This window comes from Saccharopolyspora spinosa NRRL 18395 (genome assembly GCF_000194155.1).
GTDB lineage: Bacteria > Actinomycetota > Actinomycetes > Mycobacteriales > Pseudonocardiaceae > Saccharopolyspora > Saccharopolyspora spinosa.
In genome coordinates, this window is record NZ_GL877878.1 from 1,212,924 (window position 1) to 1,228,862 (window position 15,939).

16 protein-coding genes are annotated in these 15,939 nt (G+C 67.3%); 7 read left to right on the forward strand and 9 right to left on the reverse strand.

The window, feature by feature from the left end:
* Positions 1-85 precede the first annotated feature (85 nt).
* The 5 genes from SSPN_RS0106115 to SSPN_RS0106140 form a co-directional block, all read right to left on the reverse strand.
* Positions 86-748, reverse strand: a complete 663-nt coding sequence (locus SSPN_RS0106115) for a DUF4158 domain-containing protein (RefSeq protein WP_083821611.1) — start codon at positions 746-748, stop codon at positions 86-88.
* 14 nt (positions 749-762) lie between these two features.
* Positions 763-1,074, reverse strand: a complete 312-nt coding sequence (locus SSPN_RS48635) for an alpha/beta fold hydrolase (protein ID WP_083821844.1) — start codon at positions 1,072-1,074, stop codon at positions 763-765.
* Between the two features lie 192 nt (positions 1,075-1,266).
* Positions 1,267-1,782 (reverse strand): cupin domain-containing protein, encoded by a 516-nt coding sequence (locus SSPN_RS0106130; protein ID WP_010692956.1) that lies wholly within the window; start codon positions 1,780-1,782, stop codon positions 1,267-1,269.
* Positions 1,783-1,813: 31 nt separating this feature from the next.
* Positions 1,814-3,022: a cytochrome P450 gene (locus SSPN_RS0106135; RefSeq protein WP_044572620.1), complete on the reverse strand. Its 1,209-nt coding sequence runs from the start codon at positions 3,020-3,022 to the stop codon at positions 1,814-1,816.
* Positions 3,022-4,098, reverse strand: coding sequence for a type III polyketide synthase (locus tag SSPN_RS0106140; RefSeq protein ID WP_010692958.1), 1,077 nt, complete (start codon positions 4,096-4,098; stop codon positions 3,022-3,024). The genes SSPN_RS0106135 and SSPN_RS0106140 overlap by 1 nt, the downstream gene beginning before the upstream one ends.
* 1,481 nt (positions 4,099-5,579) lie before the next feature.
* Between SSPN_RS0106140 and SSPN_RS61495 the strand changes: the two genes are divergently transcribed.
* The 3 genes from SSPN_RS61495 (at position 5,580) to SSPN_RS0106155 (ending at position 6,733) form a co-directional block, all read left to right on the forward strand.
* On the forward strand, positions 5,580-5,708 hold the full coding sequence (locus tag SSPN_RS61495) for a hypothetical protein (RefSeq protein WP_010692959.1): 129 nt from the start codon (positions 5,580-5,582) through the stop codon (positions 5,706-5,708).
* Entirely contained in the window at positions 5,699-5,860 is a 162-nt protein-coding gene (locus SSPN_RS56455) for a hypothetical protein (protein ID WP_010692960.1), read from the forward strand. Before SSPN_RS61495 ends, SSPN_RS56455 begins: the two co-directional genes overlap by 10 nt.
* A 339-nt stretch (positions 5,861-6,199) precedes the next feature.
* Positions 6,200-6,733, forward strand: coding sequence for a PEP-utilizing enzyme (locus tag SSPN_RS0106155; RefSeq protein WP_010692961.1), 534 nt, complete (start codon positions 6,200-6,202; stop codon positions 6,731-6,733).
* Between the two features lie 37 nt (positions 6,734-6,770).
* Here SSPN_RS0106155 and SSPN_RS0106160 read toward each other — a convergent pair whose 3' ends face one another.
* The gene (locus SSPN_RS0106160; protein ID WP_010692962.1) at positions 6,771-7,079 is read right to left on the reverse strand and encodes a DUF6221 family protein; all 309 of its coding nucleotides are present in this window, start codon (positions 7,077-7,079) and stop codon (positions 6,771-6,773) included.
* A 480-nt stretch (positions 7,080-7,559) separates the two neighbouring features.
* On the opposite strand from SSPN_RS0106160, the gene SSPN_RS0106165 reads away from it, so the two are divergent.
* Complete coding sequence (locus SSPN_RS0106165) at positions 7,560-8,171, forward strand: Tn3 family transposase (RefSeq protein ID WP_044572623.1); 612 nt, start codon at positions 7,560-7,562, stop codon at positions 8,169-8,171.
* Here the strand turns inward: SSPN_RS0106165 and SSPN_RS0106170 are convergent.
* From SSPN_RS0106170 to SSPN_RS0106180, 3 genes are all read right to left on the reverse strand, one after another.
* Positions 8,168-8,728: an SWIM zinc finger family protein gene (locus SSPN_RS0106170; protein ID WP_010692964.1), complete on the reverse strand. Its 561-nt coding sequence runs from the start codon at positions 8,726-8,728 to the stop codon at positions 8,168-8,170. The two genes, SSPN_RS0106165 and SSPN_RS0106170, sit on opposite strands and share 4 nt — an antisense overlap.
* Positions 8,728-9,969 carry a DEAD/DEAH box helicase gene (locus tag SSPN_RS42680; protein ID WP_010692965.1) on the reverse strand — a complete coding sequence of 414 codons (1,242 nt, stop codon included), beginning with the start codon at positions 9,967-9,969 and terminating at the stop codon, positions 8,728-8,730. Before SSPN_RS42680 ends, SSPN_RS0106170 begins: the two co-directional genes overlap by 1 nt.
* A 769-nt stretch (positions 9,970-10,738) precedes the next feature.
* Positions 10,739-13,744: an alpha-mannosidase gene (locus tag SSPN_RS0106180; RefSeq protein ID WP_010692966.1), complete on the reverse strand. Its 3,006-nt coding sequence runs from the start codon at positions 13,742-13,744 to the stop codon at positions 10,739-10,741.
* Between the two features lie 177 nt (positions 13,745-13,921).
* On the opposite strand from SSPN_RS0106180, the gene SSPN_RS0106190 reads away from it, so the two are divergent.
* From SSPN_RS0106190 to SSPN_RS0106200, 3 genes are all read left to right on the forward strand, one after another.
* A complete protein-coding gene (locus tag SSPN_RS0106190) occupies positions 13,922-14,182 on the forward strand; it encodes a hypothetical protein (RefSeq protein WP_010692967.1) in 261 nt (86 codons plus the stop codon).
* Positions 14,183-14,531: 349 nt separating this feature from the next.
* Positions 14,532-14,933 (forward strand): hypothetical protein, encoded by a 402-nt coding sequence (locus tag SSPN_RS59365; protein WP_010692968.1) that lies wholly within the window; start codon positions 14,532-14,534, stop codon positions 14,931-14,933.
* A 244-nt stretch (positions 14,934-15,177) separates the two neighbouring features.
* The gene (locus tag SSPN_RS0106200; RefSeq protein ID WP_237710465.1) at positions 15,178-15,930 is read left to right on the forward strand and encodes a putative protein N(5)-glutamine methyltransferase; all 753 of its coding nucleotides are present in this window, start codon (positions 15,178-15,180) and stop codon (positions 15,928-15,930) included.
* Positions 15,931-15,939: the final 9 nt, after the last annotated feature.

Consider the following 15,939-nt stretch of genomic DNA (forward strand, 5'->3'; position numbering starts at 1 on the left):
CGTGTAGTCCGGGTCGGGCGAGTACAGCGTCCACTTGCGGCCGTGCCGTCGAGGCCCCGCAGCGGCCCCCGCGTCGGGCGAGACGCTAGCCAGTTCGACCAGTCCAGCGTTTCGAGTCCCGCGCGAACACTTCGCGGTGCCGCAACGCACGGTGCAGCGCCTCCAGGACGCACAGCGCGTAGGCGTGCTTGTCCACGCACCCTGGTTCCAGATCCTCGCCAGCGGTCACGAGTTTGCGCCACGAGCCCACCACCAGGTCCTCGCGGATCTCGCTGATGCGGACCTTCTTGCGGCCGATCAGCTCGGGCAACTCGGCCACCGCGTCCAGCACCGGCTGGCCGGCCGGTGTCGCCCCGAACGGGATGGCCTCGGCCAACAGCGGCAGAAACGGCCGCACCACCGCCCACCGGGACACCGTCACCGTGGCATCGAACAGGGCTTTCGAGGTCTCCACCCGCGTCCAGGCCCGCGCCGCCAAAAACTCGTCCACCTCGTCGGCGGCATCGGCGAAGTCCCGGTAGCCGAACTCGCGGCGAATCTCCGCCGTGTGCTCCCACTGGGTGGCCTGTCTTTCGGCGTAGGACTTCACACACGACGGGTCGGCGATCTCCAACTGTTCCGCCAGAAAGTCCACCACCACGGTGGGCACGTCCAGCGGATCCGCCAGGAACGTCCCCAAATACCGCACCGTCGAAAGCTGAAGGCTGAATCCGAGACGGTTGTGCTGGCCACGATGCCGCCGGACCAGCTCACGGTCGGCTGCTACTCACACCCCAACATGCCATCCCTGCGCCAGCGCACCGATTCCCGCGCCCCAGGCTCCGCAGAAGGAGGGAGCCAGATCCGCCAAACTCTGCCGACATCCGGCAACGCCCCAGCGAGATACACCAGCCGCCGCACCGCCAGATACTCCACAGCAGCCTCCGTGATCACCGCACCGCCATACGAATGCCCGCACAGCACCACCGGCCCGGACACCGCATCCAGGACCTCCCGCACATGCCCGGCATCATCGTGCAGATCACCAGCAGCATCGCGAATACCACCGAACCCACTGGGCAAGTCCGCAACCATGCACCCCACCCCGAATCCGCCAGACCAGCAACGACATCACGCCACGACCACGGCCCGAGGAAATTGCCGTGCACCAGCAGCACCGTCGCCACCATGCCCGAAGCCCAGGCCTCAGAACCCACCAAGCACGCGACGTTCACCCAGCGCTGACCACCGCCGAGGAAGTGCAGCAACCGCATACGACGCCGGGCATCAAGACTCGAACCGCAACGGCGTCAACTGCTCGATGTCATGACGCAAACGCAGCTCAGCCACCGCAGCACGATCCACACCACCCGGTGCATCCAGGATCTCCAACAACTCCTCGAAATACCGCTCATGATTCGAAGGCGGCGAAGACTGGAAGAACATCCGTGCCACCACATCACCCCGATTGGCGAAAGCATGCGGACAACCAGGCGGGACGAACATGACACTGCCCGGACCAGCACGACACACCCGCTGACCCGACTCGCCCTCCCACTCCGACCAACCATCCCCGTCGCGAACTACTGGCTCGAACGCCAACACCTCCAGCTCACCCTCCAGCACGTAGAACAACTCCTCGCTGCGGGCATGCACATGCGCACCAACATCGAAACCGGGCGGCACCACCACCTCGAAACTCGACGCCGCCATCGAATGCGCCCCGGTGACCTTGAAGGTCACATCCTGCGCACCCGTGACGATGCGCTTCCCATCACCAGGCGGAACGACGAAACCCTCCATCAACCCAGCACCTTCCCTGAACCAACAACGATTACCAGGCCACTGGCAGATCGACCGGACCACGGATCATGACGTCCCGCCGCCACCGCACCTCATCCGGCGAAACCGCCAACCGAAGCCGGGGGAGACGATCCAACAACACCCCCAGCAGAACCTGCGCCTCCATCCGCGCCAACAACGGACCCACGCAGTAATGCGGACCGTGCCCGAAAGCCAGATGCGGAACCTCCGCACGATCCAGATCCACCCGCTCCGGATGCGGGAACACCTCCGCATCCCAATTAGCCGCCACATATGAGATGTGCACGACATCCCCAGCCCGGATCCGCACACCCCGAATCACGACATCCTCGGTGGCAACCCGCGGCTGCCCCACACCGCGCTTATGCGGAACGAAGCGCAGCAGTTCCTCCACCGCATTCGGAATCAGCCCCGGCTCAGCCACCAACCGCTCCCACAAACCCGCCTCGGTCAACAGCACGTACAACATGCTCGAACTGTTGTAGCGCACCGCATGCCACCCGTTCAGCGACACCAGCACCACCAACGCACCCAGTTCCTCATCACCGATCTCGCCACGATCACGAGCATCCGCCAGCACCGTCACCAGATCATCACGCGGCCACGCACGACGGCGCGCCACCAACTTCTGGAAGTACTCGTACAACTCATCCTTGATCCGACCGTTGCGGGCAACCTCCGCCTCGTTACGAGCCATGCTGAACAACGTCTCCGCGCACCACATCAACCAGGACCGGTCAGCCACCGGAATGCCCACGACCTCACCGATCATCGTCATCGGAAACGGCGCCACCACGTGCTCGACCAGGTCAGCAGGCCGCCCCGCAGCCACCAGCGCATCCACCCGCTCGGCCACCACCTGCTCGGCACGCACCCGCAACCGCTCGACGTTGCGCTGCGCGAACACCTTCGCCGCCACCCGCCGGATCCGCGCATGCTCAGGCGGATCCGAATAGCTCACCGCCCGATCCAACGGGATGACGTGCTTGGTCATCCGCGGAAACGGCCGACCCGCGATCGCCGCCCGGCTGAACCTCGGATCCGAGGTGACGAACTTGACGTCCTCGTACCGCGTCACCAACCACGCCTCGCCCTCACCGAAGCGCATCCGGATCCGGGCCACCGGCTCCTCCCGGAGGAACTCGGCCAGATCCGGGTCGAAACCCACCCCGGAAATGTTCGGCGGATCGTAGGACCGAAGAGGGCACCCATCCGACATCAACGACCTCCCAACGACGGGACGGACTCACTCCGAGGACGGACGAACGACACCTGCGGATCCGGCAACCAACTGCCGACCGCCATCTCCGCGCTGATACCAGGACCGAAACCCGCGATCAGTCCACGCGCCCGGGCAGTCAGCGAATCCTCGTCGAACATCCGCAACAACGCATCGAGCACGACACCGCTGGCGATGTTGCCGTACTCGGTGAGCGTCGCCCGGCTGAACCGGAACGCCACCGGCGGCACCCCCAGGAACTTCGTGAGATCATCGAGGATCCGGGGCCCGCCAGCGTGGACGATGTAGAAGTCCAGGCCGGCGACATCCCACCGATGACGATCCACCAATGCGCGCAGCGCGGGCGCCAGCGGCTTCATCGTCGTCGGCACCCGCTTGTCCAACCGGAAGTGGAAACCCGTGTCCTTGACCTGGTAGGAAATCCAATCCTCGGTGTCCGCGATGATCGCCGAGGCGTTGCGCTCCAGGAGAACCCCGCTACCACCGGCACCCCGCACAACAGCAGCGGCGACCGCATCACCGAACAGCCCGTTGGACAACAACGAACCGATGTCGTGGTCGTCGGGCTGGTAGCACAACGAGCAGAACTCGCAAGCGATGATCAGGGCGTTCGAGTCGGGGTAGGCGGTGCAGAAGTCGTGGGCGCGGTTGATCGCCGCACCGCCCGCGGCGCACCCGAGCTGGGCGATCGGCAACTGCCGGGTGTCGTGGCGGAACCCCATCGAGTTGATCAGCCACGACGTCAGCGACGGCATCATGAACCCGGTGCACGACACGTACACCAGCAGGTCGATGTCCTCCACGCGCAATCCGGAGTTGGTCAGGGCCTGGGCCACGACGGCGGGCACGCGCTGCTTGGCGTGCTCCTCGTAGATCCTGTTGCGCGCCTCGAACCCCGGGTGCTGCAGCGTTTCGGAGATGGGGCGGATGAGGTGGCGCTTGCGGACCCCGGTGTTGCTGATCAACCGCAGAACCAGGGGGAGTTGTGGATGGTCGGCGTGGACACGTCGGGCGAGTTCGAGGGTTTCCTCCGCCGTGATGACATGTTCGGGCACTGCAACCGCCGGTCTGCACAGGACTGCCACCAATGCCTCCAGAAGTACGAGCGCACGGGTCTTTCTGTCGTGGAGTGGACTGGGTTCGCCGTTCATCATCCGGCGGGGGCGGCATCGCGGCGACCTGCCGGAGCACCGTTTCCCCCGGCATAACCACTGATGGAGGGATTTCAGCCTTGGACGCAAGGGGAGTGGCGTCGAGATCGGCGGTCGGTCGCCGGGCAGCGATGGGCACGAACCAACCCGGTGTGCAGCCCAGCTGATCTCGGCGCACTGCTCGAAAGGGTGCCGACGCAACAGAATCGTCGAGACGGACCGCTGGCGTCGGCGGCAGTGGTGCCCGTCGATGTTGCACGACTTCGTGGCGTCGACCCGAAACCCACGGACGTGTCCGGCTGGAGGAGGGCTGCGGTCGAACCTCTCATCAGCTCCCGAATCTATTACTTAACATAATGTACATTATCGGCGTTTGATCGAGCTGCGGCGACGAGCCCAGAAGGGCCTTGTTGCGCCTCGTCGGCTCTGGTCACTGGCCACATCGGACATCGACTGGCGTTGTGTCGATGAGCTGGACGACGCGACTTCATACTGGGCGCCGACGGGACCTGCCGATGACGCATCCGGACGCGAACCCTGAAGGCGCGTCGCAATGAGTCGACGCCTGTGGCGCTTCGTTCTCGCAGTCGTCGCGCGGATGGCCGAGCTCGACGAGCCAGCTGATGGCGCGACATGTCGACCAGGCCAAGCTCTCCCGCAGCAAACAGGCTTGCTTCTCCCAGGGACCCTGTGTCCGTCCAGCAACCTATTAACGTCACAGTGACAAAACTGGGCGGTCGAACGTAGGGCTCATCTACAGCATCGATGGAGCCGGCTCGATCCACGAAGATCCAAATGATCTACGGCGGGCCGATCCTGATTCGCCAGGAAGCCTACGACGTTGGAGCGACTTTGCCGCATGATCGACCGACAGGCGCGCGATGCGCCGTCGTCGGAGAAGCAGCTTGTAGGAGCATCCATTCGTGACAGAAGTTGATCAGCATGGGTGGGTACCCGCCATCCCCCGCGAAGGCCCCTGGTGCACCCCTGTAGGCCCTTCTCCGTTTGATGGATAATCAACATTATCCATCAAACGGAGAGAACTTCCGTTGCACTGTCCAATGAATCCAAGGCATCCCTTCCACGCGCCGCATGCGTTTTGGCGCGTTGGTTGTCTGTGACGCGCGGCGAGTAGCCCAGTCCCCCTAGAGTCCCCCTCATGCCGTGCTGAGCGTGCACCTCTCCCCCGGCCCACCAGTCTGCGGTCCCCTGATGGTGCGTGCCACCGCCCCCTGGTTCCGGCGACGGCCTCGAACACGCATTCCTCTCCGACTCTACTTGGTGCCCCAGACCGGCTTCAGCACCTCCCAGGCGGGCATGCTGTTCACGATCTACGGGCTCGTCGTCGCGATGGCCTACCCGATGATCGTCTTCGGGTTCGTCGTGTGGATCTCCTACGCCGCCCCGCAGAACCGGCTGTCCTCGACCATGTGTTGGTTCTGGTGCTCGTGTACTCGCTCGGCGTCGGCGTCTTCGGCTTCTACCTGTCAAGCCTGGCGATCCCGTGGCGGTGACCACCCTCTCCAGCGCGATCGCGTTCGTCGCCGTCGCCCGCGCCTGCGGCCACCAGGAGGCCTACCTGCCCGGCCTGGCGATTCGCCGCATCAGCCGACCTACCCCGATGGAGTGGTGCGTGGTTCCGGCCGCATCGTGGAGGCTTGGGTAGCGGATGGGACTCGGGATCGTTCCCTCGAACGTCAGCGGCGCGGGCAGCGGATTCTGATTCCGCTGCTTCCGGCTGATTCCACGGTCTCCGACGAGGTGCGTGCGGAGTTGCTGGCCGAGGTGGTGTGCCAGACGTTGACCGCTGGGACAGAGCCCACCTCGGAATACGCGCAGCGCCTCGCGGCGGCCACGGTGGCTTACCTGGACGAATCGTTGGACAGCGCAGAAGCGAAGTATCAGGCCCTGTGGTGGGCCTGGGTGAGGTGGCGCGCGGCGAGATTGACCGGGGTCCTTCGCGCGGCGGTCGGGGCACCGGTGCCCGGACGAGTTCGAGGGGTCGGTGCCACGGCCAGCCGAGGGTCCGGAGTGGATCGGCTGGCAGCTGGCAGGTCTGCGTTCGGCGGCGGATCCGGACGAGTTGCTGGCGCGGAAGAAACTTGCGCGGGATGTGGCGTGGGCGCGGTTGAGGCGGCGCCATCCGGTCAAGGAACGGGCTTGCGGCGGCGGAGCTGGTGCCGCGCGGTGTGAGGTGGCGCGTCCAGTGTCGGATTCGGTGCGCGGTTTCGCGGGTGCGGCTGGTGTCGTGGCGGCAACGGCCCGCGTGCTGACCTCGATCGCGGAGGGCGAATCGCTGCGACCGGGCGAGGTTTTGGTGACGACAGTGACGAACGTGGGGTGGACACCGTTGTTCCCGCGGGCCGCAGCGGTGGTGACGGATGTGGGTGCGCCGTTGTCGCATGCTGCGATCGTGGCTCGGGAGTTGAGGATTCCTGCCGTGGTGGGTTGCGGGAATGCCACGCGTCTGCGCAGCGGTGATCGGGTGCAGGTGGATGGAGCTGCGGGAACAGTCGAGGTCCTGGCCCCTGATGCCTGACGCGATCCCGGGGCGGCGGGCGACCCACGCGGACCCGTTAGGGTCGCCAGCGGGCGCTGTAGCCGGGGCGGTCGGCATAGGGCAGGCCGAGCAGGGCTCGGGTGGGGCAGCCGCGCTCGTCTTCCGGCGGATAGCTCTCCCCCAGTGCGTCGCACGGGCCCTCGCCGCTGCCGCAGTGGTGGTGGGTGGTCAGCAGGCGGGCCTTGAGTTCGCATTCGCGGAATCCCCGGATCGGGGTGATCAGGCATGCGCGGGTGGAGCCGGTTTCCGCGTCTTCCCTGGCGACGCGCAGTAGTTCGAGATCGATGTCGAGCTGCCGGCGCAGGAACTGGACGAACCGGTCCATCTGGCGCACTCCCCCGTCCGCGGTGGTTGGTTGGTCACAGACAGGGACGTGGTGGCGGTTCGGTCGTGACGGCGCTCGATGACGTGATCGAGCCATCCGGGCCATCTCACCTGGTGGCTTGTTGACCGGATGTTGGTGGGTATGTAGCCAACAATTACCGGGTCGCGGCGCTGCTGCGCGTACGGTTCGGTTTTCCGGGCTCGGCCCTGATCATGATGGTCGTCCGGTTTGGGATTGTCTATGGTGCTGTGGGATGTGCGGGTGGCTCGTCGGACGATTACCAGAGCTGTGGGAGGCCGTTGGCGCGGCCACCGGCAGAGCCGTGGCGCACTTCGAGGTATGGCCGCTGGGGCGGCCGGAAGCGTCGGGTCCGTCGGTGACGGCGTAGCAGTTGCTGCTGCTGGGGTAAGGCGCGTCCGTGCCGGTGGACGGTGTCTACGGCGCGCGGACGCAGGCTGCTTCTACGACCCTGTCGGCACCGTGCCCTTCCACGGGGTCGTACCCAAGGCGTGGCGGGAAGCGGTGGTCGACGGGCGGGGCCGGGTCGAGCGCATCCCGTATGAGCTGTGTGTGCTGGTGGCGCTGCGGGACGCCCTGCGGCGCCGCGAGGTTTATGTGGCCGACGCCGGGAAGTGGCGCAACCCCGGGGACGATCTGCCGGCGGATTTCGAGACCAGTCGGGACGTGTACTACGCCGAGCTGCGTCAACCGCTGGATCTCAGCGAGTTCATCGCGACCTGCGCCAGCGCATGGGCACTGCGCTGGAACGGCTCGGTGATCCGCCGGTGGGGCACGCTGGATGTGCTCCAGGACGCCGACTTCCTCACCGAGTTCACAACGGAGTTTTCCTCGGTGGCCTCGCGCGAGGTCACCGAGCGGGGCATGTTCCGGCGCCTGTTGCTGTTGTGCCTGTTCGCGCTGGGGACGAATATCGGGATCCGCCAGCTTGTGGACACCGGCGAACACGGTGAGACCGAGGCCATGCTGCGGCATGTGCGGCGGCATTTCATCACCCGCGACCAGTGGCACCAGCGCTACGGTGGCCCTGGTGTGATGATCTACTGGCACGTCGATGTGCGCGCCTCGCGTTAGTCCCCGTAGAAGCGTTGTGCGTCCAGTTCGGTCAGTGGGATCCAGTCCGGGTCTGGTGGTTCGGCCCGCTCTGCGGTGGGCGAGCGTAGGTCTATGGCCAGTGCGGGACGTTCGTCGATGAGTTGGGCCAGGGTGTACAGCGTGGCCAGGATGTGTATGCAGGGCCGCCGCTGGCTGCGGCAGTCACAGTCGGCCTGCTGCTCATCGAGACAAACCGCGATGGCGATCTTGTGTTGGCGAAGATCCTCTTCGAGCTCGTCGGGTAGATCACCGGGGGCTAGACCAAGGTGGTTGGCCAGTGCTTTCGCCTGCAATCGTTCGGCTTCCGCGCTGTCCCGCACCGTCCACAGAGGCAAGTCGATTCGCACATGGTGCACCGCACCCGCGGTGGCTACGTTGCCTATCACCCGTCCCGGCTCGGGTGTCAGCGTGACCGCTTTGTTGCGGGCGAGGGTGCGTGCCTTGGGCAGCAACGGGTTCGGGGCGGATACGCCGGTCGGTTCGATCGCCCGAACCCAGGCCCGGCCCCATGTGGTGGCTCCGAATTCGGGCATCATCAGGTGAGTGCTCCCGCGTTGAGGTCCAGCACGGCACGCAGCTCGTCGTCGGACAGCTCGGCCAGCACGGCTTCGGTGTCGCCGGACACAATGTTCGCGAAACCACGTTTGGTTTCGTGCAGTCGTGTGATGTGGTCTTCGATGGTGCCGCCGGTGACGAGGGTGTAGACGTTCAGGGTCCGCTGCTGGCCGATCCGGTGGGCCCGGTCAGTGGCTTGTTCTTCCACGGCTGGATTCCACCAGCGGTCGTAGTGCATGACGTGGGAGGCCCGTGTCAGGTTGAGCCCGAAACCGGCGGCGCGCAGGCTGAGCAACAGGATCGGCGAGGCGTCGTCCTCCTGGAAGGAGCGCACCAGTTGGTCGCGCCGCTCGGCGGAGAGCCCGCCGTGCAGGAACGGGACCGGGCCGGTGCCCAGGACCTCGGACAGGTGGGTGGAGAGCAGCTCTCCCATCGCCCGGTACTGGGTGAATACGAGCGCGCGGTCGTTGTCGTCGGCGATCTCGGCCAGCATCTCGGCGGCCCGGTCGAACTTGCCGGAACGGCCGGGTCCGGCAAGTTCCTCGCGGAGGAACTGCGCGGGATGGTTGCAGATCTGTTTGAGCGAGGTGAGCAGCGCTAGGACCCGGCCACGCCGTTCGATACCGCCGCCGAGCCCGTCGGCGAAGGCCCGGTCGACGGCTTCCCGGTAGAGCCGCCCCTGCTCACCGGTCAGGGTGCAGATCGTCGTCGAATACTGTTTCGGCGGCAGCTCGCTCAGCACCTCGGTTTTCGTGCGGCGGAGGAGGTGAGGCGCGACGAGCGCGTTGAGTGCCGTCGCGGCAGTGGCAGAACGGCGCTGCTCGATGGGCGCGGCGAAGCGGCGCCGGAACCGGGCCCGGGGGCCGAGCAGGCCGGGGTTGGTCACGTTGAGGATCGACCACAGCTCGTCGAACCGGTTCTCCACTGGGGTACCGGTCATGGCGATTCGCGCCCGTGCGCTCAGCCGGGCCGCGGCCCGGCTGACCTGGGTGGTCGGGTTCTTGATCTGCTGTGCTTCGTCGAAGATCGCCACGTCCCACTCGGTGCTGGCCAGCGATTCGTCCTTGCGCAGCACGGGATAACTGGTGACCACGACGGTCCCAAGCGCGAACGAATCGGGCAGTTTCCGGCGCGTTCCCTGGTAGGTCACCACGGGCAGGACCGGCGCGAACCGGTCCAGCTCGCGCCGCCAGTTGCCAATCAGGGAGGTTGGGCAGACCACTAGGTGCGGACCGCCGGTGATGGCACAGGCCGATGCTGCGGGAAAACCCCGCGCTGCTGCTGGAAACGGGTGTTTTCAGCACTACGATGCGGGTTCTGCTGCTGGAAACGACCCGATCGGAGCGGGCGGAACCCGGCGTTTCTGAAGCCCTAGCAGCGACATTCTGGCCGCGGCGTTTCAGAGCAGGACCGCGCATCCCCGGTGGCGCAGGTCGTCGAGCCAGCCGGGGCGGTGGTCGAGTTTGGTCAGCCGCGGCAGGGCCGTGTGGGTCAGTCCGGGCAGCGTGCCGGTGGATTCCGGCAGGCGCTGCAGTGGGTTGTTGCGCCAGTTCCAGGTGCTGCAACTGGCGCGGGCCAGGCAGGGAGTCCGGCAGCGCGGTGATCCGGCGGTTGCGTGCGTGCAGGTCCCGCGGCCGGCGCAAACCGTCCAGCGTGGACGGCAGTTCGGTCAGTGCGTTGTTGTAGAGCCACTGTTCGCGAAGGTTTTTCATGCCGCCCAGGGTTGCGGGTAGTTCGGTGAGCTGTTTGCCGGCGAGGTTGAGGTAGTCCAGGGCTTGCAGGTCGGTAGAGGTAATCGCTGAGCTGCGGCGGCGTCGCGGTCGCGAGCGATGCGGGTAGGTGGCGGATGTTGTTGCCGTCGAGGTCGAAGTGCCACAGTTGCCGCATGCGCGCGATCGTGCCTGGGACCTCGGTCAGCCCAGTACCAGTGGCCAGTTCCGCGACTGGTTGGCCGTCTTCGCGGCGGACCACATCGTCGGGAAGGTGCGTGGTCATTGCGTGGGGCGGGCGAAGCGCAGGGTGCGGATCTCGAAGGGACGCAGCCGCAGGTCCAATGCGTCGGTGGTGGCATCCGGTTCGGCCAGCGGACGTTCGAGCAGGTCGGTGCGGGTCACCGACGTTGCCGGGAAGGAGATGGTCAACCGTGCCCGGGCCCGGCCGCCGCGCGACTCGTAAAGCCGCACCACGACGTCGCCGCTGTGGTCGTCGGCGAGTTTGACCGCTTCGACGACCACCGCGTCGTTGTCCACGGCCATCAGCGGCTCCACCGGGCGGGAGCCGCTGATGGTGCGTTCGGGCAGGTTGATGCGGTAGCCCTCGCGGATGGCCTCGCCGATGTCGGCCCCGGCGACCAGGGCGTAGCGCAGCCGGTGGTGGCCGTGGTCGGTGTCGGGGTCCGGGAAGCGGGGCGCGCGCAGCAGCGACAGCCGCACGGTGGTGGTCGTGCCGCCGTCGGGGCGGGTGTCGCGGGTGATGTCGTGGCCGTAGGTGGAGTCGTTGACCAGGGCGTGGCCGTAGCCGGGTTCGGCGACGTGCAGGAAGCGGTGCGCGCAGATCTCGAACTTGGCCGCGTCCCATGAGGTGTTGGTGTGGGTCGGGCGCAGGACGTGCCCGAACTGGGTTTCTGCGGCCGAGCGGTCGGCGTGCACGTCCAGCGGGAAGGCGGCTTTGAGCAGTTTCTCGGTTTCGTGCCAGTCGATGTCGGTGTCGATGTCGACGCGGCGGGAGTCCGCGGCGAGGTTGATGTGCTGCACCAGTGCGGACTTGCCGAAGCTGCGGCGAACTCGGACGGTGGCGCCGTCGAGGTCGAGTTCGTCGAGTTCGTCGAGTTCGGTGAGGTCGCGGGTGTGGTGGCGGTAGAACGCGTCGAGGTCCCAGGCGTCCCAGGCGTTGGGGTGGTCGGCGTGCAGCTGCAGCAGGTTCGCCGGGCCGGCCAGTGCTTCGCGTTCGGCGGCGTGGTCGTAGACGGAGGTCAGCAGCCCGCGGTGGTCGATGGTGACGCGTAGTAGCCCGTTGTCGAGGGTGATGGCGCCGTCGGGGTGGCGGGTGGCGGTGGGTGCCGCGGTGTTGGTGTTGGTGGCGGCGCCCAGCGCGGGGACGCCGTGGCGGGTGTGCGGGGCGGCGTTGAAGGTCAGTGGCCGGGTGGGTTCACCGGCGAGGGCGTGCAGCGCACCGTCGGTGATCGTTTCGAGTTCGTTGGCGATGCGAGCGTAGGTGGCCTCGGCCTCGCGGTGCACCCATGCGATCGAGGAGCCCGGGAGGATGTCGTGGAACTGGTGCAGCAGCACCAGTTTCCACAGCCGGTCCAGGGCCTCGTGCGGGTAGTCTCGGCCGGTGGCGATGGTGGCGGTGGCGCACCACAGCTCGGCTTCGCGCAGCAGGTGTTCGCTGCGGCGGTTGCCCTGCTTGGTCTTGGCCTGCGAGGTGTAGGTGCCGCGGTGCATCTCCAGGTACAGCTCGCCGGACCACACCGCTGGGCGGGCGTGGTCGGTTTCTGCGTCGGTGAAGAACTCTTCGGGGGTGTCCAGGCGGACCCGCGGGGAGCCTTCCAGGTCGGCGGTGCGGTAGGCGCGGGCGAGCATTTCGCGGGTGGGTCCTCCCCCGCCGTCACCGTGCCCGAAGGGCAGCAGGGAGCGGGTGGCGTAGCCGCGTTCGGAGAAGTTGGCTGCGGCGTGGGCGAGTTCGCCGCCGGTGATCTCGGAGTTGTAGGTGTCGGCGGGCGGGAAGTGGGTGAACACCCGGGTGCCGTCGATGCCTTCCCACCAGAAGGTGTGGTGGGGGAACTTGTTGGTCTGGTTCCAGGAGATCTTCTGGGTCAGGAACCACCGCGAGCCCGACAGCGCGACCAGTTGCGGGAGGGCAGCGCTGTAGCCGAAGGAGTCCGGCAGCCACACCTCGCGGGTCTCGATGCCGAACTCGTCGAGGTAGAAGCGCTTGCCGTGGACGAACTGGCGGGACATGGCCTCGCCGCCGGGCATGTTGGTGTCGGCTTCCACCCACATCCCGCCGACCGGCACGAACTGCCCGGTGTGGACGAAGGTGCGCACGCGGTCGAACAACTGCGGGTGGTGCTGCTTGATCCAGGCCAGCTGCTGGGCCTGCGACATCGCGAAGTGGAAGTCGGGGTGTTCGGCCATCAGGGCAGTGACGTTGGCGGTGGTGCGGGCAACTTTGCGGACGGTTTCGCGCAGCGGCCACAGCCAGGCGGAGTCGATGTGGGCGTGGCCGACGGCGGAGATCACGTGCGCGCTGGCGTGGGCGGGCCGGGCCAGGGTGCCGGCGAGTTCGGCTCGGGCGGCGGGCGCGGTGGCGGAGATGTCGTGCAGGTCGAGGCGGTCGAGCATGCGTTCCAGGGCGCGCAGGATCTCGTGGCGGCGCGGGGAGTCCACCGGAAGTTGCCGCATCAGCTGGTCGAGGACCTCGACGTCCCGGACCAGCTGCCACACCGGTTCGTCGAGCACGGCGAGTTCCGCGCGCCGCAGCCGGTACAGCGGCGGGGTCTTGGTGGTGGGTTGACCGCCGAGTTCGGTGGGTTGGAACCCGTTGGGCCCGAGGATGATGGGGTTGGCGGCGGCCTCGACGTACCAGGTATGTTCGCGCCCGACGGAGTTCCGCCCGACGGGCAGGTGCGTGTTGCGGGGGTGCAGTCCCTTGATCGGGGCGCCGTCGGGGCTGTAGGCGAGACCTTCGCACTGGAATCCGGGGCTGTCGTCGTCGAAACCGAGGTCGACCACGACTTCGACGACGCGGCGATCCCACTGCGGCGGCACGGTCGCGGTCAGCCGGAACCAGCTGGTGCCCCACGCCGGTCCCCAGGCTTCGCCGATGGCGGCGGGCGCGTAATCGGCGCGCAACGCTTCCGCGGCCGGCACCGGTTCGCCGGGCGCGTGCCAGACCGCGACCTCGCAGGGCAGTGTTTCGGAGTAGTAGGCAGGTCGTAGGCGTTCGGCCAGTACCCGGTCGAGGCGCTGTTCGACGATGCGGCGGTCGTCGTGCATGTGCTCCCCCGATTTCCCTCGGCGTGATCGTGATCATGCTGGCACATCACGGCGGCCGGCGGGTGGCTGTGGCGCGGGCGGTGACCGGAATCAGCCAGCGGCGCGGTTGCTGACCCGTAAGTAGGACCGCATGCTGCGGGTGTCCACCCCCCTTCTTTTCCGCAGAAAGGCAACATCATGGGGACCTGCGAAGTCTGCGGCAACGAATACTGGATGACCTTCGAAGTGCACACCGTCGGCGGCGGGGTGCACACCTTCGACTGCTTCGAATGCGCCACGCAGCGGCTCGCACCGCAGTGCGAGCATTGTGGAACCCGGATCCTGGGGCACGGCGTGGAAGCCAGCGGCCGGTTCTTCTGCTGCGCGCACTGCGCACGCCAGTCGGACCTGGCCATGGTCGGGGATCTGCGCGACACCGTCGGCTCCCACCCCACCTGATGGTCCGTCCGGGGCATGCGCGCAGCGTCCGCGAAGACCCTCGGACTTGCCCCTATCGGGGGATGAGCACCCCACCCGGATATTGGTTACCAATACGTTATGAATTGCCAGAAACATGGGAGCTACCTGCGACGACATGGCGGGTGAGACGGCTTCGCCCCGTCCGGTTCGCGCCGGTTGTCGTGAACGGGATTTGACAACGGGATGAAGGACCGTCGACTCATCCCTCGTAGTTAGTGGAGGACGCCCCGATGGCAGGTCTGGTTCGCTGGCTGGGCGGCATGGCGCGCGAGATGCAGCGGGCCCGCATGGTGATGCGGAACCCTGCGTCGAGCTGCCACGCCCGGCATTGACCTTCGTCAGTACCCAACCCTGCCCGGCCGCTCGGCTGGGCGCGGTCGAGGCATCAGTCCGGCGGCCACACGCGCGCCGCAACACCGGGGCAACCAACAACCGGGCGACTGATGCCAGAACCTGCTGGAGACACTGGTGCCGTGGCCGGCCGGGCACGGCACCAGTTCGTTTCCCGGCCACTGCTGGCGGCCGCATCGACTTCGGCGGCCGCACCCACCGGCTGACCGTGCGCAACCTCTCCGAGGAGCCGGTCCACGCGCTGCAATTGTCCGCTCCCGGCGGGTGGGACTGCTTTGTCGAGGACCTGATCGAGGCCCAGGTGAGTGCCGCCGGTCGGCTGGACCTCACCCGGCTCAACACCATCGCCGCGAAGTACCGCATGACCTACGAGCAGTGATGCGCGGTTCGTCCGAGGTGCACGGCGGTCCGGGACCCGCTGAGGCGGCCGCCCGAGCCCGGGCCGGTTGCGCTGATGTAGTGTTGCCGTACCGTGCGCGACCGAGGAGGTGGGACCCATTACCGCTGTTGCAGGTCGGGCACTTCCCTCCCGCGGCCGTGATCCGCGTCGGTGAGAGCGCTCGTCGGATCGAAAGGCGCTCCCGATTTCTGCTTTCCCATCATCGTTGTCGTATCCGGCCGTCGTGACCAGCCTGCGTGCCGCTGGTTGCGTGTTCGCCGAGGACGAGGCGCGGTTGCTGCTGTCTGCCGCCGCCGGCCCGGGTGAGCTGGCCGAGATGCTGCAGCGTCGTGTCGATGGCCTGCCGCTGGAGCAGGTGCTGGGCTGGGCGGAGTTCTGCGGTCTGCACATCGCCGTAGTGCCCGGGGTGTTCGTACCTCGCCGCCGCACCGAGTTCCTCGTCCGGCAAGCCGCTGCTCTGGTCCGGCCGTACTCGGTCGTGGTCGACCTGTGCTGCGGCTCGGGTGCGGTCGGCGCTGCCCTTGCCGCCGGGCAGCAGGTGGAGTTGTACGCCGCGGACGTGGATCCGGCAGCGGTGCGCTGCGCGCGCCGCAACCTCGCCGGTGCCGGTGAGGTCTTCGAAGGCGACCTCTACACACCGCTTCCGGTCGCGTTGCGGGGCCGCGTCGGGGTCCTGGTGGTCAACGCCCCCTACGTGCCCTCCGGCGAGGTCGACATGATGCCACCGGAAGCACGGCTGCACGAACCACAAGTTGCGCTCGACGGCGGTGCCGATGGCCTGGACGTCCAACGCCAGGTGGCGGCCGGGGCGCCGCAGTGGCTCGCGCCGGGCGGGCACCTGCTGATCGAGACCAGCCGCCGCCAGGCACCGCACACCGCGGAGCTCTTCGCGGATGCCGGTCTGGTACCGCGGGCGGCCAGTTGCGAGGAACTGGATGCCACGGTCGTGGTGGGGGCCAAACCCGCGACGCCGTAGCGCTTTCGG